Raw genomic sequence first — 22,378 nt, 5'->3', positions numbered from 1 at the left:
ATGCTAGTGGGCGTGTGAGAGATCTCTTACACGCGCTGTGAGACATCGCCGAAACAATTAGCATTGTCTTAGGAATTTCAGATTAATATTAACTTCTCTTTCAATAAGTTAGTGGTTTTCTGAAAGGAAATCCCCCGTTTCGCCTGGCTTACATTGCTCACAAGGTGGGTTGTAAGACGAAGCAGAATAGCGGATTCTATCTGTGTCGACAGGATGCCGACACGAGAAACGAACATCAGGATGATGGCGTTTCTTACCAGGGACACGTCAGGATGACGCCGCAGGAAGGCTTCAGGATGAAGCAAAGTGGATCACGCAGGATGCGTAAGGGACACCTCCAGGAAGGAGAACGAGAGCCGGTCAGGATGGTCGGTGGGTCAGGATGGCCAGGACGTTTCAGGATGAAACCTACACATCAGGACGATGTGAGCAGGAAGCAAAAGGTAAAGGGATGACCAGGCCTTCGGGCATCAGGAAAAGTTGTCACGGATGAGCAGGGAGCACGTATTGTAGCTGGAATGCTGCGAAACGAACCGGGAGCACTGTTTTTACAGTGCTCCCTTTTTTATTTCTGTCTTCCGCAATGCTATGCTTCGCGCCATTCCGTTTTTCAGTTGAGGTATATATGTCGCATCATGACAGCGTTCGTGCGCAGTTGCACGCCATCGAAGCCCTTATGCGCCAGCATCAGCTGTGGCAGGATAACGCGCCGCAGCCAGACGCGTTCGCCAGCACCCAACCGTTTTGTCTGGATACGCTGGACCCGTTCGAGTGGCTCCAGTGGGTCTTAATTCCGCGTATGCACGCGCTGCTGGAAGGTGGCCACGCGTTGCCCGCGTCTTTTGCCGTCTCTCCCTATTACGAAATGGCGCTGGAAGCGACCCACCCGGCGCGTGCCATGATGCTGGTGGAGCTGGAGAAGCTGGATGCGCTTTTCGCCGGTGACGATGCATGACGCTTGAGATCCTTTATCAGGATGAGTGGTTAGTGGCGGTGAATAAACCGTCCGGCTGGCTGGTGCACCGTAGCTGGCTCGATCGCGATGAGAAAGTGGTGGTCATGCAAACCGTGCGCGATCAAATCGGTCAGCACGTTTTTACTGCCCATCGTCTCGATCGGCCAACCTCTGGTGTTCTGCTGATGGGGCTTTCCAGTGAGGCCGGGCGCCTGCTGGCGCAGCAGTTTGAACAGCACCAGATCCAGAAACGCTACCACGCCATCGTGCGTGGCTGGCTGATGGATTCCGCCACGCTTGATTATCCCCTGGTGGAGGAACTGGATAAAATCGCCGATAAATTTGCCCGCGAAGATAAAGGCCCGCAGCCAGCGGTGACCGACTATCGTGGTATGGCGACCACAGAACTGCCGGTGGCGACCAGCAAATTTCCGACCACGCGATACAGTCTGGTGGAGCTTTTGCCCAAAACCGGGCGCAAGCACCAGCTTCGCCGTCACCTTGCACATCTGCGCCACCCCATTATCGGCGACAGCAAGCACGGCGATCTGCGCCAGAACCGCAGCGCGGCCGAGCACTTTGGCTGTAACCGGCTGATGCTGCACGCCAGCGAGCTACGCCTGACGCACCCGTTTACCGGCGAACCGCTGACTATTCGCGCGGGGCTGGACAAGGTCTGGATGCAGGCGCTGTCACAGTTTGGCTGGCTGGGACAACTCCCCGAAAATGAAAGGGTTGAGTTTGCCGCAGGCAACGTTCAGGATGAACAGCAAGCGCAATAATTACGGGAGCAAAGCATGGCTGAAGTAGGCATTTTTGTCGGGACAATGTACGGCAACTCGCTGCTGGTGGCGGAGGAAGCGGAAGCAATCCTCGTAGACCAGGGCCATAAAGCAACGGTCTATGAAGATCCGGAGCTGGCGGACTGGGAAAAGTATAAAGATAAATACATCCTGGTGGTGACCTCCACCACCGGGCAGGGCGATCTACCGGACAGCATCGTCCCGCTTTTCCAGGGCATTAAAGACCAGCTTGGCTATCAGCCAGATGTTCACTATGGCATCATTGCCCTCGGCGATAGCTCTTACGCCAATTTCTGCGGCGGCGGTAAACAGTTCGACGCGCTGTTGCAGGAACAGAGCGCTCAGCGCGTCGGAGAGATGTTGCTGATTGATGCGGGTGAACACCCTGAGCCAGAAAGCGAGTCAAATCCCTGGGTTGAACACTGGGCCACGCTCCTGAACTAACCCTGTACTAAACGAACGCCAGGCCGGGTAAGGCGAAGCCGCCACCCGGCAACGAAGCCGCATCCTATCCTCAATTCCGTGAAGTATCTTCCACCACTTTGGGCTTATGCCCCAAACCACGTTCCCCACGCCCGTCAATGTTGTGTTCCTGCACGGTGAGAGAACCGGTCACTCCTTCATATACTTTTCCCGTCACTATAAAACGGCTTCTGGCCGTACCAAAACCAAACACAAATCTCTCATTCTGATTACCCTACAGGTGCTGTACAGAATGAACCAGGCGAAAGCTATGTTTCAGGAGTGCAACAATGAGTACATTAAGCCACGCGGCGAGCAGCGCTGAGAAGCGCACCAACGCCCGCTACTGGATAGTGGTGATGCTGTTTATCGTCACCTCTTTCAACTACGGCGACCGTGCCACGTTATCCATTGCCGGCTCTGAGATGGCAAAGGACATCGGACTTGATCCGGTGGGTATGGGTTATGTTTTCTCCGCATTTTCATGGGCCTACGTAATCGGCCAAATCCCTGGCGGCTGGCTGCTGGACCGCTTTGGCTCAAAACGGGTCTATTTCTGGTCCATTTTCATCTGGTCGATGTTTACCCTGTTACAGGGCTTCGTGGATATCTTTAGCGGCTTCGGCATTATCATTGCGCTCTTTACCCTCCGCTTCCTGGTGGGCTTAGCGGAAGCGCCATCATTCCCTGGCAACAGCCGTATTGTGGCCGCCTGGTTCCCGGCGCAGGAGAGGGGAACGGCGGTAGCGATCTTTAACTCGGCGCAATACTTTGCGACGGTTATTTTCGCGCCAATCATGGGCTGGCTGACGCATGAGGTGGGCTGGTCACACGTCTTCTTCTTCATGGGCGGGCTGGGGATCGTCATCAGCTTCATCTGGCTGAAAGTGATCCACGAACCAAACCAGCATCCGGGCGTGAACAAGAAAGAGCTGGACTACATTGCTGAAGGCGGGGCGCTGATCAACATGGATCAGAAAACCCAGAAAGCTAAGGTCCCGTTCAGCCAGAAATGGGGGCAGATCAAACAACTCGTCGGCTCACGAATGATGATCGGTATCTATCTCGGCCAGTATTGCATTAACGCCTTAACCTACTTCTTTATCACCTGGTTCCCGGTTTACCTGGTGCAGGCGCGCGGCATGTCGATTCTGAAGGCGGGGTTTGTCGCCTCCGTGCCGGCCATCTGCGGCTTCGTGGGTGGAGTGCTTGGCGGGGTCATCTCCGACTGGTTGATGCGTCGTACCGGTTCGCTGAATATTGCGCGTAAAACGCCAATCGTGCTCGGCATGCTGCTCTCCATGACCATGGTGTTCTGTAATTACGTCAGCGCGGAGTGGATGATTATCGGCTTTATGGCGATGGCCTTCTTCGGTAAAGGCATTGGCGCACTGGGCTGGGCGGTGATGGCAGATACCGCGCCGAAAGAGATCAGCGGCCTGAGCGGCGGTCTGTTCAACATGTTTGGCAACATTTCCGGCATTGTCACCCCAATCGCTATCGGTTACATCGTCGGCACCACCGGCTCCTTCAATGGTGCGCTGATTTATGTAGGCGTCCATGCGCTGGTGGCGGTACTCAGTTACCTGGTGCTGGTGGGTGACATCAAACGAATCGAACTGAAACCTGTTGGGGAGCGCGGATGATGACAACGCAATCAAGCCCGATCGTGACGGAGATGAAGGTCATCCCGGTGGCGGGGCAGGACAGCATGCTGCTCAACATTGGTGGCGCGCATAACGCCTGGTTCACCCGCAACATTGTGGTGCTGACCGACAGCGCAGGGAACACCGGCGTCGGGGAAGCGCCTGGCGGAGAGGTGATTTACCAGACGCTGGTCGACGCCATCCCGCAGGTGGTTGGGCAGGAGGTCGCCCGTCTCAACAAGGTGGTTCAGCGGGTGCATAAGGGCAACCAGTCGGCGGATTTTGATACCTTCGGCAAAGGTGCCTGGACGTTTGAACTGCGCGTTAACGCGGTGGCGGCGCTGGAGGCGGCTCTCCTCGATTTACTGGGCAAGGCGCTGAACGTGCCGGTCTGCGAACTGCTGGGGCCAGGCAAACAGCGTGATGCGGTAACGGTGCTGGGCTATCTGTTCTACGTTGGCGACCGGACTAAAACCGATCTGCCGTATCTGGAACGCTCGCCGGGTAGCCACGAGTGGTATCACCTGCGTCATCAGGAGGCGCTCTCTGGCGAGGCGGTGGTACGCCTGGCAGAGGCGGCGCAGGATCGCTACGGCTTTAAAGACTTCAAGCTGAAAGGCGGCGTTCTGCCGGGCGAGCAGGAGATTGACAGCGTGCGCGCGTTGAAAAAACGCTTCCCGGAGGCACGCATCACCGTCGATCCGAACGGCGCCTGGCTGCTGGATGAAGCTATCGCGCTGTGCAAAGGGCTGGGCGACGTGCTGACCTACGCGGAAGATCCGTGCGGCGCCGAGCAGGGCTTTTCTGGCCGCGAGGTGATGGCCGAATTCCGCCGCGCTACCGGGCTGCCGGTTGCGACCAACATGATCGCCACCAACTGGCGCGAAATGGGCCATGCGGTGATGCTGAATGCGGTGGACATACCGCTGGCGGACCCGCACTTCTGGACCCTTTCCGGCGCGGTGCGCGTGGCGCAGCTGTGCGATGACTGGGGCCTCACCTGGGGCTGCCACTCCAATAATCATTTCGACATTTCGCTGGCGATGTTTACCCACGTTGGCGCGGCGGCGCCGGGCAACCCGACCGCCATCGATACGCACTGGATCTGGCAGGAAGGCGAAGCGCGCCTGACCAAAAATCCACTTGAAATCAAAAACGGCACAATTGCCGTACCGGATGCGCCGGGGCTGGGCGTGGAGCTTGACTGGGATCAGATCCACAAGGCGCATGAAGCGTATAAAAAACTGCCGGGCGGCGCGCGCAACGACGCAGGCCCGATGCAGTACCTTATCCCCGGCTGGACATTTGACCGTAAGCGCCCTGTATTTGGACGTCACTGATAAAAGGATCGAACGATGAGCACATTTTCTACCCCTGTAGTTACCTCCATGCAGATCATTCCTGTCGCGGGACATGACAGCATGCTGATGAACCTGAGCGGCGCCCATGCGCCGTTCTTCACCCGTAATATTGTGGTGATCAAGGACAACTCAGGGCATACCGGTGTCGGTGAAATCCCGGGCGGGGAGAAGATCCGTAAAACGCTGGAGGACGCCATTCCGCTGGTGGTTGGTAAAACGCTGGGCGAGTACAAAAATGTGCTGACTCGCGTGCGCACGACCTTTGCCGATCGTGATGCGGGTGGCCGTGGTCTGCAAACGTTTGATCTGCGCACCACTATCCATGTGGTCACGGGCATTGAAGCCGCGATGCTGGATCTGCTGGGCCAGCATCTGGGCGTCAATGTCGCCTCCCTGCTGGGCGACGGCCAACAGCGCAGCGAAGTGGAAATGCTCGGCTACCTGTTCTTTATCGGCAACCGCAAACTCACCCCGCTGCCGTACCAGAGCCAGCCGGACGAAAAATGCGACTGGTATCGTGTGCGTCACGATGAAGCGATGACCCCGGACGCGGTGGTGCGCCTGGCGGAAGCCGCGTATGAAAAATATGGCTTTAATGACTTCAAGCTGAAAGGCGGCGTACTGGCGGGTGAAGAAGAAGCAGAGGCGATCGCCGCGCTGGCGAAGCGCTTCCCGCAGGCGCGCGTCACGCTGGATCCGAACGGTGCCTGGTCGCTTGATGAGGCGATCAAAATCGGTAAGCAGCTTAAAGGCGTGCTGGCCTACGCGGAAGATCCGTGCGGCGCCGAGCAGGGGTTCTCCGGACGTGAAGTAATGGCGGAGTTCCGTCGCGCCACCGGGCTGCAAACCGCCACCAACATGATCGCGACCGACTGGCGTCAGATGGGGCACACGCTCTCGCTGCAATCGGTGGACATTCCGCTGGCAGACCCGCACTTCTGGACGATGCAGGGCTCGGTTCGCGTGGCGCAGATGTGCCATGAGTTCGGCCTGACCTGGGGCTCCCACTCCAACAACCACTTCGACATCTCGCTGGCGATGTTCACCCACGTGGCGGCCGCTGCGCCGGGCAACATTACCGCCATCGACACCCACTGGATCTGGCAGGAGGGCAACCAGCGCCTGACCAAACAGCCGTTTGAAATCAAAGGCGGCATGGTGCAAGTTCCTGCTACACCGGGGCTGGGCGTTGAGCTGGATATGGACCAGGTCATGAAAGCGCATGAGCTTTACCAGAAACACGGCCTGGGCGCGCGTGATGACGCGCTGGCGATGCAATACCTGATCCCAGAGTGGAGATTCGACAATAAACGTCCGTGCATGGTACGATAAGCTCATTGGGACCGCTCCCATGAGTGGTCCCTTACGTGGTGTATGCTTAACGTAACTAACATGCGTAAGGATGGCTTATGAAAATTGTTATCGCTCCGGACTCGTATAAGGAAAGCTTGAGCGCGCTGGAGGTGGCGACAGCGATAGAGGTCGGTTTTCGCGAAATTTTCCCGTCAGCGGACTATGTCAAATTACCGGTTGCCGATGGTGGTGAAGGGACGGTGGAAGCGATGGTGGCAGCCACGCATGGGCGTCTTGTCCATGTTCCTGTTACCGGGCCTTTGGGTGAACGCGTGGAAGGGTTTTTCGGGTTATCCGGAGACGGGAAAAGCGCCTTTATCGAGATGGCGGCAGCGAGCGGTCTGGAGCTTGTTGCTCCTGCAAAGCGTAACCCGTTAATCACCACCTCCTGGGGAACTGGGGAACTGATCCGTCATGCGCTGGATGCGGGCGTTAAGCATATCATTATTGGCATTGGAGGCAGCGCGACCAATGACGGTGGCGCAGGCATGGTGCAGGCGCTGGGTGTAAAACTGCTGGATGCGAAAGCGCAGCCCGTTGGGCCGGGCGGCGGCGAACTGGCAAGCCTTGCGCATATCGATCTTAGCGGGCTGGATAAGCGGCTGGCAGCCTGTCGAATTGAAGTGGCCTGCGATGTGACCAACCCCCTGATCGGCGAGACTGGCGCTTCTGCGGTATTCGGTCCGCAGAAAGGGGCGACGCCGGAGATGGTCAGGACGCTGGACAACGCGCTTGCGCATTACGCAAAAATTATCGCCCGGGATCTGGATATTGACGTCTTAAACCTGGCGGGCGGTGGTGCGGCCGGTGGAATGGGGGCGGCGCTGTATGCATTTTGCGGCGCACAGCTCCGTCAGGGGATTGAGATTGTCACCGATGCCCTGCATCTCGATGAACAGGTCGCGGACGCCGATCTGGTGATCACGGGCGAAGGGCGTATCGACAGCCAGACGATCCACGGAAAAGTGCCCGTTGGCGTGGCGAGAGTCGCGAAACGCTATAACAAGCCGGTTATTGGCATTGCCGGCAGCCTGACGGCGGATGTTGGCGTGGTGCATGAGCACGGACTGGATGCCGTATTCAGCGTGATTTACACCATCTGCTCGCTGGAGGATGCGCTGGAAAATGCGCAACAGAATGTACAGATGGCCGCAAGGAATATTGCGGCGGTGATAAAGATGGGGCAGGGGATGTCGCGTTAACGTTCGTGCTCCTGTAGGCCCGGTAAGCGAAGCGCCACCGGGCTTTGGTCTTAACTCCCCAACACCTTCATTGCTTCCCGCGTCACGTTGTCCATCTCATCCAGCAGCTCCAGGAACTCCGGTTCGAGATCGGATTCTGGCGTACCCGCGCGAAGCTGCTGTTCAAGCAGCTGGCAGAGATTTTTCAACCGCGGTACGCCGCTGTAGCCGCAGCTGCCGTGCAGTTTATGGATAGCCTCCAGCAGCCCTTCAGGGTTTTCACCCACCAGCTGTTCTTCAACCTTGTTACGGATCTCAGGCAGGAAGTCCACCAGCATTTGCAGCATATCGCGGGCCAGATCGGGTTTGCCCGCCGCCTGGCGCAGCGCCAGTTGCCAGTCAAACGTGGCATTCTGGTTAACGCTAATTTCCGGCGATTCAGCTGTAATAGTGTATGTCCCGCCAATGTGTCCCGGCTTGTAGCGCAGCAGCAGGCTGTGCAGCTTCTCTTCGTCGATCGGTTTCGCCAGATAATCGTTCATACCCGCACCCAGCAGTTTCTCCTTTTGCCCCGCCATCGCGTGCGCCGTCACGGCAATCACCGGCGTCTGCTGCTGGTGCGGAAGCTGGCGAATCAACTCGCAGGCGCGGATGCCATCCATGCCCGGCATCTGAATATCCATCAGGATCAGGTCGAACTGCATCTGTTTGGCTTGTTCCACGGCTTCGGCGCCGCTGGTACACAGCTCAACGTGCTGAACCTGATCCTCAAGCAGCACGCCAATCAGCTTCAGGTTCGCCGGGTTATCGTCCACGGCCATCACCGTCATCGGCAGCTTATGTTCGTCATTTTCCAGCGGCAGGGACTGATGCGTCAGACGGCAATATTCAGTCAACGCAGGTAACAGCCGTGTGGCGGTGAGGGGTTTCAGCAGACACGCCGCCGCTCCGTCGTTTTTCAGCTCTTCGGCGTTGATTTGGGCGTGGCACGGCAGCGCCAGCAGCAGGTAGTCCGTCATTGAGGCCGCCTTCGCCAGGCGTTCCTGCTGCATGGTCAGTTCTCCGGTAAACGTCACCGGAATCCCCAACAACAGGATATCGTAATGATCGTTCGCCAGCGCGGAGAAGGTCGGGCTGTAGATGACCTCCAGCGGCGTGCTGCTTAATACATCCAGCGTACACTGCGCCGCCGCGGCGTTCGGTTCCACATAGGCCAGACGCATCCCTTTCAGGCAGCCGGTGACCGGGCCGTCGGTCTGCACGTTCGGGTTAAGATCAAGGTTGATATGGAACCAGAAGGTTGAGCCCCGGTTAGGCTGGCTGTGGAAGGAGATATCGCCTCCCATCTCTTTCACCAGCTTTTGGGTGATCACCAGCCCCAGGCCCGTTCCGCCGTGACGACGGGAAATGCTCGCATCGGCCTGGCGGAAAGCCTGGAACAGACGCGTCTGATCGCGCTCCGGAATACCAATGCCGGTATCCCGGATCTGCACTTCAATCTGGACTTTGTTATTACTGAGCGCCCTTTTTTCGACCAGAATGTCGATGTTGCCGCTCTCGGTGAACTTAATCGCGTTGCCCACCAGATTGGTAATGACCTGTTGCAGGCGCAGCGGGTCGCCAATGACGTTATCCGGCACATCATTTTTAATATTGAGCGTCAGTTCCAGACCCTTATCATGCGATGAGTGGGCAAGAAGCGTGACCACGTCATCCAGCGTGCTGCGCAGCGGGAAGGGAATACTCTCCAGAATCAGCTTGCCCGCTTCCAGCTTCGAGAAGTCCAGTACGTCGTTAATAATGGTCAGCAGGTTATTGGCTGAGCGTTCAATGGTATGCAGATGGTCACGCTGGGTTGGGTTAAGCTCGCTTTTGAGCGTCAGACGGGTAAAGCCAATCACCCCGTTCAGCGGCGTGCGCAGCTCGTGCGACATGTTCGCCAGGAATTCAGACTTAATACGCGCCGCCTCCTGAGCACGTTTTTTCGCCAGATCCAGCTCCACGTTCTGGATCTCCATCTGCTCCAGCGTTTCGCGCAGGTCAGAGGTGGCCTGGTCAACGTTGTGCTGCATCTCTTCGTGATAAGCCGCCAGCGACATCGCCATTGAGTTGATGCCGTTTTTCAGCATATCCAGCTCGCCGAGCATAAAGCCTTCCACGCGGCTGTCGAGCTGACCCCGGCGGATCCGGTCAACGGTATTCACCATGTTGCGGATAGGCCCCGTGACGTCGCGCATCAGTCGCCAGCCGAAGATCAGCGCGATGCCAATACAGAACAGCATCATCACGCCGGAGATGAAAATTTCTTTGTACTGCTGGAGCCGCACCGACTTGAGATCCAGCTCCAGCGCCACATATCCAAGCATATTATTGCTGGACTTCGCATCGGACTGGGCAGATTCGTCGGGTGAATAGCTTTCGGAGATAATCGGCGTGCGCAGGATCATGATATCGCCTCGCCGCAACACCGTAAGATGACGCGGGAAGGGGGTACCATCCGGGATTTTCAGCGACGTGGGATCCAGATGGAAATTCGAGGTGACGAACAGACGGTTATGCTCATCATAAACGGAAATGGCGCGTACGATCTCTGAATGACGGCGGTGCAATACGCTGATTAACTGACCAATGGATTCACGGTTTTGCAGGTTCATGCCGTACTCGCTGGAGACGGCCAGCGGTTCGATAATACTGGCCCCGGCATCTTCAAGCTGTCTCTGCAAATCGTTATAGCGATGCACCACAAAGAAAATGCTCAGCAGCAAACCGATGAGAACGGTAGGAGCGAGGATCAAAATCATCATGCGCGCGCGCAGGCTGTAGTTGGTCATGGAGTTCCGTTATGGGACAATCAGGCTAATTATGTTTATTTGAGAACAATCTCGGCGATGGCGCAATTCTACTCTGCAAAACGACGCGTGACGACGCGTCAGATCATAACTGTTGAAGCCTCTGACCTCGATCCTTTTGGACAGGGGGTGGCGCGTCACAAGGGTAAAACACTGTTTATCACAGGTTTGCTGCCAGGAGAACGTGCAGATATTACGCTGACGGAAGACAAACGTCAGTATGCGCGCGGTCAGGTCAAGCGCCGTCTTAATGATAGCCCGGAGCGCGTGACGCCTCGCTGCCCCCATTTTGGCGTCTGCGGTGGCTGCCAGCAACAGCATGCCAGCACTGAATTACAGCAAAAAAGTAAAAGCAGCGCGCTGGCCCGCCTGGTCGGACACGACGTGAATGACATCATTGCCGATCGGCCCTGGGGCTACCGTCGCCGCGCTCGCCTGAGCCTCAGCTACCAGCCCAAAACCGAGCGGCTGGAGATGGGGTTTCGCAAAGCCGGCTCCAGCGATATCGTCTCTGTCACGCAGTGCCCTGTTTTGGTGCCCCATCTTGAGGCATTGCTCCCGGACGTGCACCACTGTCTTGCATCGCTGGATGGCGTGCGTTCGCTCGGCCATGTCGAACTGGTGCTGGCCAACAGTGGCCCGCTGATGGTGCTGCGCCACACCGCGCCGCTGTCAAAGGCGGATCGCGAAAAACTGGAACGCTTTTCGCATTCTCATGAGCTTGCGCTTTTCCTCGCGCCGCAAAGCGAGATACTTGAGCAGGTCAGCGGAGAAGCGCCCTGGTATGCGTCAGACGGGCTACGCTTAACGTTCAGCCCGCGGGATTTTATCCAGGTTAACGACGGCGTGAACCAGCAGATGGTGGCGAATGCGCTGGAATGGCTCGACGTACAGCCCACTGACCGGGTGCTCGATCTGTTCTGCGGCATGGGGAACTTTACCCTGCCGCTGGCCCGCAGAGCAGCAAGCGTGGTCGGAGTGGAAGGCGTTGAGGCGCTGGTGGCGAAAGGCCAGGAGAACGCCCAAAAGAACGGTTTGCAAAATGTGACATTCTTTCATCAAAATCTTGAGGATGATGTCACTCAGCAACCGTGGGCTAAGCAGGGCTTTGATAAGATCCTGCTCGATCCGGCGCGCGCAGGTGCGCCGGGCGTGATGCAGCATATAATTAAACTCGCGCCTGAACGCGTGGTCTATGTTTCCTGTAACCCGGCGACGCTTGCCCGTGACAGCGAAGCATTATTGAGCGGGGGTTACCAGATTCGACGTCTGGCAATGCTGGACATGTTCCCGCACACTGGTCATCTGGAATCGATGGTGTTGTTCGAGCACATCTAATGAGTTTGGCTTGTCGACTTCGACAGGCCCTTGTCCCTAAAGGAGAGGACGATGGTTGCGGTAAGAAGTGCACATTTAAATAAAGCTGGTGAGTTTGACCCTCAAAAATGGATCGCAAGTCTGGGGATTTCCAGCCAGCAGTCGTGTGAACGCTTAACCGAAACCTGGGCCTATTGTTTACGCACAACGCAGGGGCATCCGGACGCTGAACTGCTGTTGTGGCGCGGCGTGGAGATGGTTGAAATTCTCTCCATGCTGAACATGGACATCGAAACGCTACAGGCCGCACTGCTGTTCCCCCTGGCGGACGCCGACGTGGTGACGGAAGACGTCCTGCGTGAAAGCGTCGGCCAGTCCGTCGTGGCGCTCATCCACGGCGTGCGTGATATGGCAGCCATTCGTCAGCTTAAAGCCGCGCAAACTGACTCTGTCTCTTCCGAGCAGGTGGATAACGTTCGTCGTATGCTGCTGGCGATGGTAGATGATTTCCGCTGCGTGGTGATCAAGCTGGCCGAACGGGTTGCCCATCTGCGTGAAGTAAAGGATGCGCCGGAAGACGAGCGCGTCCTGGCCGCCAAAGAGTGTACGAATATCTATGCGCCGCTGGCGAACCGTCTGGGTATCGGGCAACTGAAGTGGGAGCTGGAAGATTACTGCTTCCGCTACCTGCATCCGGCGGAATACAAACGCATTGCAAAATTGCTGCACGAACGCCGCATTGACCGCGAGCACTATATCGAGGAATTTGTCAGCGGGCTGCGCCAGTCGATGAAAGAGGAGAATGTGCGCGCCGAGGTCTACGGGCGTCCAAAGCACATCTACAGCATCTGGCGCAAAATGCAGAAGAAACACCTCGCCTTTGACGAGCTGTTTGACGTGCGCGCGGTGCGTATCGTGGCGGAGCGTCTTCAGGACTGCTATGCCGCGCTGGGGATAGTGCATACTCACTTCCGCCATCTGCCGGATGAGTTCGATGACTACGTCGCGAACCCCAAACCAAACGGCTATCAGTCTATTCATACCGTGGTGCTCGGCCCTGGCGGCAAAACGGTGGAAATTCAGATCCGTACCAAACAGATGCACGAAGACGCCGAGCTGGGCGTGGCGGCGCACTGGAAATACAAAGAGGGTACCTCCGGCGGCGGTCGCTCCGGTCACGAGGACCGTATCGCCTGGCTGCGTAAGCTGATTGCGTGGCAGGAAGAGATGGCCGACTCCGGCGAAATGCTCGACGAAGTGCGCAGTCAGGTCTTCGACGATCGCGTCTACGTCTTTACCCCGAAAGGGGACGTGGTGGATTTGCCGGCAGGCTCCACGCCGCTCGATTTCGCCTACCACATCCACAGCGATGTGGGGCACCGTTGCATCGGGGCGAAGATCGGCGGACGTATCGTACCGTTTACCTACCAGCTCCAGATGGGCGATCAGATTGAAATCATCACCCAGAAGCAGCCAAACCCAAGCCGCGACTGGCTGAACCCGAACCTCGGTTACGTTACCACCAGCCGTGGGCGCTCAAAAATTCACGCCTGGTTCCGTAAGCAGGATCGTGACAAGAACATCCTTGCCGGTCGCCAGATCCTGGACGACGAGCTGGAACATATTGGCATTAGCCTGAAAGAAGCGGAGAAGTTCCTGCTGCCGCGCTACAACTTCAACGAGCTCGACGAACTGTTAGCGGCGATTGGCGGCGGTGATATCCGCCTGAACCAGATGGTGAACTTCCTGCAAGCGCAGTTCAACAAGCCAAGCGCGGCAGAGCAGGATGCGGCAGCCCTGAAACAGCTCCAGCAGAAAACCTACGCTCCGCAGCAGCGCAGCAAGGACAATGGCCGCGTGGTGGTTGAAGGGGTGGGTAACCTGATGCACCACATTGCCCGCTGCTGCCAGCCGATCCCGGGAGATGATATTGTCGGCTTTATCACCCAGGGGCGCGGGATCTCAATTCACCGCTCCGACTGCGACCAGCTTGCAGAGCTGCAATCGCATGCGCCGGAACGTATCGTGGAAGCCGTCTGGGGGGAGAGCTACTCGGCGGGTTACTCGCTGGTGGTGCGCGTCACTGCCAACGACCGCAGCGGCCTGCTGCGCGACATCACCACCATTCTCGCCAACGAGAAGGTCAACGTGCTGGGCGTTGCCAGCCGCAGCGATACCCGCGAGCAGCTTGCCACCATCGATATGACTATCGAAATCTATAACCTTCAGGTGCTGGGCCGCGTACTCGGCAAACTGAACCAGGTGCCGGATGTGATTGACGCGCGTCGTCTGCACGGCGGCTAAACATCCTCTTCTGTAGGCCGGGTAAGGCAACGCCGCCACCCGGCTCAGGCATTTAATGGAATCTGTTATGACTCAAATCGACCGCCTGCTCGGCATCATGAAACGCCTGCGCGACCCGGAAAACGGCTGCCCGTGGGATAAAGAGCAGACTTTCGCCACCATTGCGCCTTACACGCTGGAAGAGACCTACGAAGTGCTGGACGCCATTTCGCGAGAGGATTTCGACGATCTGCGCGGTGAGCTGGGCGACCTGCTGTTCCAGGTGGTGTTCTACGCGCAGATGGCGCAGGAAGAGGGGCGCTTTAACTTTGACGATATCTGCGCCGCTATCAGCGACAAGCTGGAGCGTCGTCATCCGCATATCTTTGGTGATGCCTCCGCAGGTAACAGTGTGGAAGTGCTGGCGCGCTGGGAGCAGATAAAAAGCGCTGAACGCGCTGAAAAATCCCAGCACTCGGCGCTGGACGACATTCCCCTGAACCTTCCCGCGCTGATGCGCGCGCACAAAATTCAAAAGCGCTGCTCGGCGGTAGGGTTTGACTGGACCTCTCTCGGCCCGGTGCTGGGAAAAGTACACGAAGAGATCGACGAAGTGATGCATGAAGCGCAGCAGGCCGTTGTGGATGAAGCAAAGCTGGAAGAGGAGATGGGCGATCTGCTGTTTGCAACCGTCAACCTTTCACGCCACCTCGGTGTAAAAGCGGAAACCGCCCTGCAAAAAGCGAACATTAAATTCGAGCGACGCTTTCGCGAAGTTGAGCGGATTGTGGCCTCGCGCGGCCTGGAAATGAGCGGGATTGACCTCGACGCGATGGAAGAAGTCTGGCAGGAAGTAAAACGCCAGGAACATGATCTCTAACGAGATTTTGCGATCAAGCGCAATTTGTGTGATTTTTTAAATGACAAGCGCTTGATTTGCGTCAAAAACATTTACCCAAAAGGGGCTATTTTCTCACTCCTTATGTTTGTCATGGCCTGGAATGGAGACGGAGAATGAAAGTTTGTGGCGCTCGTCGTGTTCGGGTATACTACTTTCCCGTCCTGGTTATTCCATCGTTTCACCCTAACTTCTCAGGTTCAGCATGACAACGAACTATATTTTTGTGACCGGCGGGGTCGTATCCTCTCTGGGTAAAGGCATTGCCGCAGCCTCCCTCGCAGCCATTCTTGAAGCCCGTGGCCTCAATGTGACCATGATGAAACTGGATCCGTACATCAACGTCGATCCTGGCACCATGAGCCCAACCCAACACGGGGAAGTGTTCGTTACTGAAGACGGCGCTGAAACCGATCTGGATCTTGGCCACTACGAGCGTTTCATCCGTACCAAAATGACTCGTCGTAACAACTTTACGACTGGTCGTATCTACTCTGACGTTCTGCGTAAAGAGCGCCGTGGTGACTACCTGGGCGCGACCGTGCAGGTCATCCCACACATCACTAACGCCATCAAAGAGCGTGTCCTTGCCGGTGGCGAAGGGCATGACGTTGTGCTGGTTGAAATCGGCGGTACCGTGGGGGATATCGAATCCCTGCCATTCCTCGAAGCGATTCGTCAGCTGGCGGTAGATATTGGTCGTGAGCACGCGCTGTTCATGCACCTGACGCTGGTGCCTTACATGGCGGCAGCTGGTGAAGTGAAAACCAAACCGACTCAGCACTCTGTTAAAGAGCTGCTCTCCATCGGTATTCAGCCTGACATCCTGGTTTGCCGTTCCGATCGCGCGATTCCGGCGAACGAACGTGCGAAAATTGCATTGTTCTGTAACGTGCCTGAAAAAGCCGTTATTTCAATGAAAGATGTCGATTCCATTTATAAAATCCCGGGCCTGTTGAAATCACAGGGTCTGGACGATTATATTTGTAAACGATTCAGCTTGAACTGTCCGGAAGCTAACCTGTCTGAATGGGAGCAGGTGATTTACGAAGAAGCCAATCCGGGCGGCGAAGTGACTATCGGTATGGTCGGCAAGTACATCGAACTGCCAGATGCCTATAAGTCAGTTATCGAAGCGCTGAAACACGGTGGTCTGAAGAATCGCGTCTCTGTGAACATCAAGCTGATTGATTCGCAGGATGTGGAGACGCGCGGCGTCGAAATTCTCAAAGATCTGGATGCGATTCTCATCCCTGGCGGCTTCGGCTACCGTGGTGTTGAAGGCAAGATCGCCACTGCACGCTATGCGCGTGAAAACAATATTCCATACCTCGGTATCTGCCTGGGTATGCAGGTTGCGCTGATTGAATTTGCGCGCAACGTAGCGGGAATGGAAAACGCGAACTCTACGGAATTTGTGCCAGACTGTAAGTACCCTGTTGTGGCGCTGATTACGGAATGGCGCGACGAAGACGGTAACGTCGAAGTCCGTACCGAGAAGAGCGATCTGGGTGGCACCATGCGTCTTGGCGCACAGGCCTGCCAGCTGTCCGACGATAGCGTGGTACGCAAGCTGTACGGCGAGCCGGTCATCACCGAGCGCCATCGTCACCGCTATGAAGTCAACAACATGTTGTTGAAACAAATTGAAGCTGCGGGTCTGCGTGTTGCGGGCCGTTCCGGGGATGATCAGTTAGTCGAGATCATCGAAGTGCCTAACCATCCGTGGTTCGTGGCCTGCCAATTCCACCCGGAATTTACTTCAACGCCGCGTGACGGGCATCCGCTGTTTGCAGGCTTCGTGAAAGCCGCCAGCGAGTACCAGAAGCGTCAGGCGAAGTAAAAAAAGTTAGAACGGCAACGCGTACCTTTGGTACGCGTTGTTTGTCTGGAGTTTTAGTTTAACTTGTACTGAGGAAAATCTAATGTCCAAAATCGTTAAAGTCATCGGTCGTGAAATCATCGACTCCCGTGGTAACCCGACCGTTGAAGCTGAAGTTCATCTGGAAGGTGGTTTCGTCGGTATGGCAGCGGCTCCATCAGGTGCTTCTACAGGTTCCCGCGAAGCGCTGGAACTGCGTGATGGCGACAAATCCCGTTTCATGGGCAAAGGCGTACTGAAAGCGGTTGGCGCTGTTAACGGTCCTATTGCTCAGGCTATCGTTGGCAAAGATGCTAAAGATCAGGCTGGCATCGACAAGATCATGATCGATCTGGACGGTACTGAAAACAAATCTAACTTCGGTGCGAACGCAATCCTGGCCGTTTCCCTGGCGAACGCCAAAGCGGCAGCAGCAGCTAAAGGCATGCCACTGTTCGAGCACATCGCTGAACTGAACGGCACCCCAGGCAAATACTCTATGCCTGTACCAATGATGAACATCATCAACGGTGGTGAGCACGCAGACAACAACGTTGATATTCAGGAATTCATGATTCAGCCAGTTGGCGCGAAAACCCTGAAAGAAGCGGTACGTATGGGTTCTGAAGTGTTCCACAACCTGGCTAAAGTTCTGAAAGCTAAAGGTATGAACACGGCTGTTGGTGACGAAGGCGGCTACGCGCCAAACCTGGGTTCTAACGCAGAAGCACTGGCTGTTATCGCTGAAGCGGTTAAAGCAGCAGGCTACGAGCTGGGCAAAGACATCACCCTGGCGATGGACTGCGCAGCATCTGAATTCTACAAAGACGGTAAATACGTTCTGGCTGGCGAAGGCAACAAAGCGTTCACCTCTGAAGAGTTCACCCACTTCCTGGAAGACCTGACCAAACAGTACCCAATCGTTTCTATCGAAGACGGTCTGGACGAGTCTGACTGGGATGGTTTCGCATACCAGACCAAAGTACTGGGCGACAAAATCCAGCTGGTTGGTGACGATCTGTTCGTAACCAACACCAAGATCCTGAAAGAAGGCATCGAGAAAGGCATCGTTAACTCCATCCTGATCAAATTCAACCAGATCGGTTCTCTGACCGAAACGCTGGCTGCGATCAAAATGGCGAAAGACGCTGGCTACACCGCGGTTATCTCTCACCGTTCTGGCGAAACTGAAGACGCTACCATCGCTGACCTGGCTGTTGGTACCGCTGCTGGCCAGATCAAAACCGGTTCTATGAGCCGTTCTGACCGTGTTGCTAAATACAACCAGCTGATTCGTATCGAAGAAGCGCTGGGCGAAAAAGCACCTTACAACGGTCGTAAAGAGATCAAAGGCCAGGCATAAGCCTGAACCTTCGTTCTTACGAAAAAACCCGCTTCGGCGGGTTTTTTGTTTTCTATAGCAGAAGCGGCAACGTGGCGCTTGCCGTTTGCTGGCTAACGTCACCGTAATGGCTGTCTACTGCAATAAGGGAAGTGGTTAGCAGTTCAACCAGCAGCATCACGCCAACCTTGGCATTGAGCGCACCCGCGCTCAGCGGTCCCTCGGGTTTGGCTGCAACCAGCTGTAAATCGCTCAGGGAGGCCAGCGGGCTGCGGGGCGTATTGCTGAGCGCCAGTACCTTAACGCCCCGCTTGCGGGCTAGCTTCACGACGTGGAGTAAATCGCGGGTCGATCCCGAACTTGAGATGGCCACCACCAGCGTCTCTTTCGAGAGCGTCGTCGCATTCATGGCGGCGCGATGCATATCGCTAAACAGCTGTGCAGGTTTGCCGAGTCGCAGCAGCTTGTAATGCAAATATTCCCCCAGAATCGCGCTGGCCGCCACTCCGTAAATTTGCACTGACTGCGCCTGATGCAGGGCCAGTGTCGCCTGTTCAAGCTGGGCCCGGTCGAGGAGTTTTGCGGTATCTTGCAGCGCCTGGACAGACTCATCCACCACGTTATCTATTGCATCTCCTGCCTGACGCTCCGGCAAACCCTGCTGAATATCCAGCGCAAGCGCCATTTTAAATTCGTTATATCCCTTACAGCCCAGCGTGCGGCAAAGGCGTGTGACGCTGGCCTCGCTGGTGCCGCTTTCACGCGCCAGCTCGGTGATCGTCAGGTAGAGCACCCTGGCAGGATCGTTGAGGACAAACTCCCCCAGTTTTTGTTGCGTTGGGCTGTACCCGGAAGCCTCCTGGCGTAGCTTCAGCAGCAGGTTTTCATGGTCCGACATGCTAGATCCTTAATGCGTTTCTCTGCCAACTAGTGTGGCGGAAAGCGGGGGAGGGATGCCAGTCATTTCGAAAAAGTATGATCGGTGTCCTGGTTTTTGGTGGTAATTTTCACAATTAAAAATATATGTGGTAAAAATTTTCATCAATAACCAGGGGGATAAAAAAATGATGCAAATGTTCAGCGGAGCGTCTTCCGGCGGATGGTTTGAAAAAGCGCAGCGCTTTGGCAAATCCTTTATGTTACCCATCGCCATACTGCCCGCAGCAGGTCTGTTGCTGGGGATCGGCGGGGCGCTATCGAATCCGAATACGCTTACCGCGTATCCATTTTTAGACGTTGGCTGGCTACAGGCCATCTTTACCATCATGAGCAGCGCAGGCTCGATTGTGTTCGCAAACCTGTCGGTACTGTTCGCTGTTGGGGTCGCCGTTGGGCTGGCAAAAAACGATAAAGGCACGGCGGGGCTGGCGGCATTACTCGCTTATCTGGTGATGAATGCCACTATCAATGCGCTGCTGATCCTGACCGGAAAACTGGCGCATGAGAACCCGGGCGCCGTAGGGCAGGGCATGACGCTGGGTATTCAGACGCTTGAAACGGGCGTGTTTGGTGGGGTAGTTATTGGGCTGGTGACCTGCGCACTGCATCATCGATTTAATAAAATCGCGCTTCCGCAATTCCTGGGCTTTTTTGGCGGCTCACGCTTCGTTCCCATTATCAGCTCACTGGCGGCGATACTCGTCGGCGCGCTGATGACCGTGGTCTGGCCGCATTTTCAGAAGCTGATCTTTGGCCTCGGCGGGCTGGTGGATGCCACCGGCTATCTGGGGACTTTGCTGTACGGCTTCATCCTGCGCATGCTTGGCCCGTTTGGTTTGCACCACATCTTCTATCTTCCGTTCTGGACCACCGCGCTTGGCGGCAGTGAAATTGTTAACGGTCACCTGGTTGAGGGCACGCAGCGGATCTTCTTCGCCCAGCTCGCCGACCCGAACACGCAGCATTTCTATGAGGGCACGTCGCGCTTCATGTCCGGGCGCTTTATTACCATGATGTTTGGTCTGCTGGGCGCCTGCCTTGCGATGTACCACACGGCCAGGCCGGAGAACAAAAAGCGGGTTGCCGGGCTGCTGCTCTCTGCGGCGTTAACCTCATTCCTGACGGGAATTACCGAGCCCATAGAGTTCTCATTCCTGTTTATTGCCCCGGTGCTGTACGTCATTCATGCGCTGTTTGACGGGCTGGCGTTCATGCTCGCGCACATTCTGCACATCACCATCGGACAAACTTTCTCCGGCGGGTTTATTGATTTCGTGCTGTTCGGCATTTTGCAGGGGGAAGCGAAAACTAACTGGATGTTCGTCCCGCTGGTGGGCGTACCGTGGTTCTTCCTTTACTACTGTACCTTCCGCTATCTGATCAAACGTTTTGATTTTGCCACGCCGGGCCGTGAAAAGGAGGCGTTGGCTGACGAGGCTACCCTGCCGCAAAGCGAGCGCGCCGCGGCGGTGATCGCCGGGCTGGGAGGAAAAGACAATCTGGATGACGTTGACTGCTGCGCCACGCGCCTTCGCGTCACGGTGAAAGACGGTAGCAAAGTCAATGAATCTGCACTGAAAGCGACCGGCGCGCGCGGCGTCATCGTGCGCGGTAACGGGGTTCAGGTCATCTATGGCCCGCACGTCACCATTATCAAAAACGAAGTGGAAGAGATCTTATCGTAATGAAAACTGTACTGGATAACCTGAAAGGAAAACTGGTCGTCTCCTGCCAGGCGCTGGAAAACGAACCGCTGCACAGCCCGTTTATTATGTCGCGAATGGCGCTGGCGGCGGCCCAGGGCGGTGCCGCTGCGATCCGCGCCAATAGCGTGGTGGATATCGAGGCTATCAAAGGGCTGGTCTCACTGCCGGTCATCGGCATCATCAAACGAGACTATCCGGACAGCGAGGTGTTCATCACCGCGACGCTCAAAGAAGTGGATGAGCTGATGGCGGTCGCCCCGGAGATCGTTGCGCTGGATGCGACCGCCCGGAAACGGCCCGGTGGCGTATCGCTGGACATGCTGATCGCGCAGATCCGCACCCGTTACCCGTCGCTGCTGCTGATGGCGGATATTGCCACCGTGCAGGAGGCCGTGACCGCGCAGGCGCTGGGATTTGATTGTGTCGGAACCACCCTTTACGGTTATACGGCGGAGACCGCGGGCCATTCGCTACCGGAAAATGACTGCGCGTTTTTGAAAGAGGTGCTGTCTGCCGTCACGATCCCCGTGATAGCCGAAGGTAACGTGGATACCCCCGATCGCGCGGCCAGGTGTCTGGCGCTGGAGGCGCACACGGTTGTCGTCGGCGGGGCGATCACCCGACCACAGCAAATTACGGAACGGTTTATGGCGGCAATTGGCGCGCAAAGCACCGATGGAGCATGATCATCTGACGGGGATCTGCGATACTTATCGTTTATCCCCTTAACAGAGTTGACTATGCAGTACCCGATTAACGAGATGTTCCAGACCCTTCAAGGCGAGGGTTACTTTACCGGCGTTCCCGCTATCTTTATTCGTTTACAGGGATGCCCGGTTGGCTGCGCCTGGTGTGATACCAAACATACGTGGGATAAGCTCGCAGATCGGGAAGTGTCGCTGTTCAGCATTCTGGCGAAAACCAAAGAGAGCGATAAATGGGGCGCGGGCAGCGCGGAAGATCTGCTTGCCATTATTGGTCGTCAGGGCTGGACGGCGCGGCATGTGGTGATCACCGGCGGGGAACCCTGCATTCACGATCTGATGCCGCTCACCGAACTGCTCGAGAAGAACGGCTATAGCTGTCAGATCGAAACCAGCGGCACCCATGAAGTGCGCTGCTCCCATTCAACGTGGGTCACGGTTTCACCAAAAGTGAATATGCGCGGCGGGTATGACGTACTGTCGCAGGCGCTTGAGCGTGCTGATGAGATCAAACATCCGGTGGGGCGCGTGCGTGACATCGAAGCGCTGGATGAACTGCTGGCGACGCTGACGGACGAAAAGCAGCGCGTGATCGCGCTACAGCCTATCAGCCAGAAAGACGATGCGACCCGTCTGTGCATTGAAACCTGTATCGCCCGCAACTGGCGGCTGTCGATGCAGACGCACAAATATCTGAACATTGCCTGATACTTTTGTG

At 56.4% G+C, this 22,378-nt stretch carries 17 protein-coding genes; 15 read left to right on the top strand and 2 right to left on the bottom strand.

Annotation, left to right across the window (positions count from 1 at the left end; genetic code table 11):
- Positions 1–625: 625 nt before the first annotated feature.
- From SK47_RS17335 to SK47_RS17305, 7 genes are all read left to right on the top strand, one after another.
- On the top strand, positions 626–955 hold the full coding sequence (locus SK47_RS17335; RefSeq protein WP_003862740.1) for a YqcC family protein: 330 nt from the start codon (positions 626–628) through the stop codon (positions 953–955).
- Positions 952–1,737: a tRNA pseudouridine(65) synthase TruC gene (gene truC, locus SK47_RS17330; protein WP_045337384.1), complete on the top strand. Its 786-nt coding sequence runs from the start codon at positions 952–954 to the stop codon at positions 1,735–1,737. The genes SK47_RS17335 and truC overlap by 4 nt, the downstream gene beginning before the upstream one ends.
- 15 nt (positions 1,738–1,752) lie before the next feature.
- Positions 1,753–2,202 (top strand): flavodoxin, encoded by a 450-nt coding sequence (locus SK47_RS17325; protein ID WP_048244848.1) that lies wholly within the window; start codon positions 1,753–1,755, stop codon positions 2,200–2,202.
- Positions 2,203–2,510: 308 nt separating this feature from the next.
- On the top strand, positions 2,511–3,866 hold the full coding sequence (gene gudP / locus SK47_RS17320; RefSeq protein ID WP_003862734.1) for a galactarate/glucarate/glycerate transporter GudP: 1,356 nt from the start codon (positions 2,511–2,513) through the stop codon (positions 3,864–3,866).
- On the top strand, positions 3,866–5,206 hold the full coding sequence (locus SK47_RS17315; RefSeq protein ID WP_003862733.1) for an enolase C-terminal domain-like protein: 1,341 nt from the start codon (positions 3,866–3,868) through the stop codon (positions 5,204–5,206). The genes gudP and SK47_RS17315 overlap by 1 nt, the downstream gene beginning before the upstream one ends.
- A 15-nt stretch (positions 5,207–5,221) precedes the next feature.
- Positions 5,222–6,559, top strand: coding sequence for a glucarate dehydratase (gene gudD, locus SK47_RS17310; RefSeq protein ID WP_048244846.1), 1,338 nt, complete (start codon positions 5,222–5,224; stop codon positions 6,557–6,559).
- 77 nt (positions 6,560–6,636) lie between these two features.
- Entirely contained in the window at positions 6,637–7,782 is a 1,146-nt protein-coding gene (locus tag SK47_RS17305; protein WP_003862729.1) for a glycerate kinase, read from the top strand.
- A gap of 50 nt (positions 7,783–7,832) precedes the next feature.
- Here SK47_RS17305 and barA read toward each other — a convergent pair whose 3' ends face one another.
- Positions 7,833–10,592, bottom strand: coding sequence for a two-component sensor histidine kinase BarA (gene barA / locus SK47_RS17300; RefSeq protein ID WP_003862726.1), 2,760 nt, complete (start codon positions 10,590–10,592; stop codon positions 7,833–7,835).
- Between the two features lie 57 nt (positions 10,593–10,649).
- On the opposite strand from barA, the gene rlmD reads away from it, so the two are divergent.
- From rlmD to eno, 5 genes are all read left to right on the top strand, one after another.
- The gene (gene rlmD / locus SK47_RS17295) at positions 10,650–11,948 is read left to right on the top strand and encodes a 23S rRNA (uracil(1939)-C(5))-methyltransferase RlmD (protein WP_048244844.1); all 1,299 of its coding nucleotides are present in this window, start codon (positions 10,650–10,652) and stop codon (positions 11,946–11,948) included.
- Between the two features lie 51 nt (positions 11,949–11,999).
- The gene (gene relA / locus SK47_RS17290; RefSeq protein WP_003862722.1) at positions 12,000–14,231 is read left to right on the top strand and encodes a GTP diphosphokinase; all 2,232 of its coding nucleotides are present in this window, start codon (positions 12,000–12,002) and stop codon (positions 14,229–14,231) included.
- A gap of 67 nt (positions 14,232–14,298) precedes the next feature.
- Positions 14,299–15,090: a nucleoside triphosphate pyrophosphohydrolase gene (gene mazG / locus SK47_RS17285; RefSeq protein ID WP_048244842.1), complete on the top strand. Its 792-nt coding sequence runs from the start codon at positions 14,299–14,301 to the stop codon at positions 15,088–15,090.
- 223 nt (positions 15,091–15,313) lie between these two features.
- Entirely contained in the window at positions 15,314–16,951 is a 1,638-nt protein-coding gene (gene pyrG / locus SK47_RS17280) for a glutamine hydrolyzing CTP synthase (RefSeq protein WP_003862718.1), read from the top strand.
- An 82-nt stretch (positions 16,952–17,033) separates the two neighbouring features.
- Positions 17,034–18,332: a phosphopyruvate hydratase gene (eno, locus tag SK47_RS17275; RefSeq protein ID WP_006811784.1), complete on the top strand. Its 1,299-nt coding sequence runs from the start codon at positions 17,034–17,036 to the stop codon at positions 18,330–18,332.
- Positions 18,333–18,384: 52 nt separating this feature from the next.
- On the opposite strand, the gene SK47_RS17270 is transcribed toward eno, so the two are convergent.
- A complete protein-coding gene (locus SK47_RS17270) occupies positions 18,385–19,209 on the bottom strand; it encodes a MurR/RpiR family transcriptional regulator (protein WP_015571725.1) in 825 nt (274 codons plus the stop codon).
- Positions 19,210–19,375: 166 nt separating this feature from the next.
- On the opposite strand from SK47_RS17270, the gene SK47_RS17265 reads away from it, so the two are divergent.
- From SK47_RS17265 to queE, 3 genes are read left to right on the top strand one after another with little or no spacing between them, the layout of a single operon-like run.
- Entirely contained in the window at positions 19,376–20,935 is a 1,560-nt protein-coding gene (locus SK47_RS17265; RefSeq protein ID WP_048245104.1) for a maltose/glucose-specific PTS transporter subunit IIC, read from the top strand.
- The gene (locus tag SK47_RS17260) at positions 20,935–21,642 is read left to right on the top strand and encodes an N-acetylmannosamine-6-phosphate 2-epimerase (protein ID WP_045343914.1); all 708 of its coding nucleotides are present in this window, start codon (positions 20,935–20,937) and stop codon (positions 21,640–21,642) included. The genes SK47_RS17265 and SK47_RS17260 overlap by 1 nt, the downstream gene beginning before the upstream one ends.
- 54 nt (positions 21,643–21,696) lie before the next feature.
- Positions 21,697–22,368: a 7-carboxy-7-deazaguanine synthase QueE gene (queE, locus tag SK47_RS17255; protein ID WP_006811780.1), complete on the top strand. Its 672-nt coding sequence runs from the start codon at positions 21,697–21,699 to the stop codon at positions 22,366–22,368.
- The last annotated feature ends 10 nt before the right edge of the window (positions 22,369–22,378 follow it).

This window comes from Enterobacter sp. BWH52, assembly GCF_001037565.1.
In the GTDB taxonomy this organism is placed as follows: domain Bacteria; phylum Pseudomonadota; class Gammaproteobacteria; order Enterobacterales; family Enterobacteriaceae; genus Enterobacter; species Enterobacter hormaechei_C.
The sequence above is the reverse complement of the archived record's forward strand: the minus strand, read 5'-3'. Positions and strand labels throughout refer to the sequence as shown.

Coding starts and splice junctions, on each gene's coding strand:
- SK47_RS17335 (WP_003862740.1), top strand. CDS start 626: ATGTCGCATCATGACAGCGTTCGTGCGCAGTTGCACGCCATCGAAGCC.
- truC (WP_045337384.1), top strand. CDS start 952: ATGACGCTTGAGATCCTTTATCAGGATGAGTGGTTAGTGGCGGTGAAT.
- SK47_RS17325 (WP_048244848.1), top strand. CDS start 1,753: ATGGCTGAAGTAGGCATTTTTGTCGGGACAATGTACGGCAACTCGCTG.
- gudP (WP_003862734.1), top strand. CDS start 2,511: ATGAGTACATTAAGCCACGCGGCGAGCAGCGCTGAGAAGCGCACCAAC.
- SK47_RS17315 (WP_003862733.1), top strand. CDS start 3,866: ATGACAACGCAATCAAGCCCGATCGTGACGGAGATGAAGGTCATCCCG.
- gudD (WP_048244846.1), top strand. CDS start 5,222: ATGAGCACATTTTCTACCCCTGTAGTTACCTCCATGCAGATCATTCCT.
- SK47_RS17305 (WP_003862729.1), top strand. CDS start 6,637: ATGAAAATTGTTATCGCTCCGGACTCGTATAAGGAAAGCTTGAGCGCG.
- barA (WP_003862726.1), bottom strand. CDS start 10,592: ATGACCAACTACAGCCTGCGCGCGCGCATGATGATTTTGATCCTCGCT.
- rlmD (WP_048244844.1), top strand. CDS start 10,650: ATGGCGCAATTCTACTCTGCAAAACGACGCGTGACGACGCGTCAGATC.
- relA (WP_003862722.1), top strand. CDS start 12,000: ATGGTTGCGGTAAGAAGTGCACATTTAAATAAAGCTGGTGAGTTTGAC.
- mazG (WP_048244842.1), top strand. CDS start 14,299: ATGACTCAAATCGACCGCCTGCTCGGCATCATGAAACGCCTGCGCGAC.
- pyrG (WP_003862718.1), top strand. CDS start 15,314: ATGACAACGAACTATATTTTTGTGACCGGCGGGGTCGTATCCTCTCTG.
- eno (WP_006811784.1), top strand. CDS start 17,034: ATGTCCAAAATCGTTAAAGTCATCGGTCGTGAAATCATCGACTCCCGT.
- SK47_RS17270 (WP_015571725.1), bottom strand. CDS start 19,209: ATGTCGGACCATGAAAACCTGCTGCTGAAGCTACGCCAGGAGGCTTCC.
- SK47_RS17265 (WP_048245104.1), top strand. CDS start 19,376: ATGATGCAAATGTTCAGCGGAGCGTCTTCCGGCGGATGGTTTGAAAAA.
- SK47_RS17260 (WP_045343914.1), top strand. CDS start 20,935: ATGAAAACTGTACTGGATAACCTGAAAGGAAAACTGGTCGTCTCCTGC.
- queE (WP_006811780.1), top strand. CDS start 21,697: ATGCAGTACCCGATTAACGAGATGTTCCAGACCCTTCAAGGCGAGGGT.